Below are 349 nucleotides of genomic sequence, written 5' to 3'. Positions count from 1 at the left end.
ATATAGTATTAATTATCGCATTTTTTGAGAAGGATTTCCAATTTTGTTTTATGATGTTAACGGATAAATGTGATTTGAATAAAAAAAGAGACCAAATTTGGTCTCCTTTTAGAAGGCGATTCTGAACGAGCCGCTTCCGCTTTTAATTATCCAGCTCCAGCGGCTAAAATGTTCGGTGGCTTCGCTTCTTCCGCCGAGGCAAAAAGCGCCTCTATGTCAGAAGCTCCATCCTCCTCACATTTTGAACGAGCCGCTTCCGCTTTTAGATTAAAATACTTGTTCTACTTCGATAACGCCTGGTACTTCTTCAAGTAACGCGCGCTCGATACCAGCTTTTAGTGTGATTGTA

At 40.7% G+C, this 349-nt stretch carries 1 pseudogene; it reads right to left on the bottom strand.

Annotated elements, in window-relative coordinates:
• Nucleotides 1-267 precede the first annotated feature (267 nt).
• A pseudogene (locus MR160_RS34140) lies at nucleotides 268-349 on the bottom strand (NifU family protein); the annotation flags it as partial.

Origin of the sequence: Bacillus cereus group sp. BfR-BA-01382 (assembly GCF_022663475.1) — a bacterium.
In the GTDB taxonomy this organism is placed as follows: domain Bacteria; phylum Bacillota; class Bacilli; order Bacillales; family Bacillaceae_G; genus Bacillus_A; species Bacillus_A thuringiensis_S.
The sequence above is the reverse complement of the archived record's forward strand: the minus strand, read 5'-3'. Positions and strand labels throughout refer to the sequence as shown.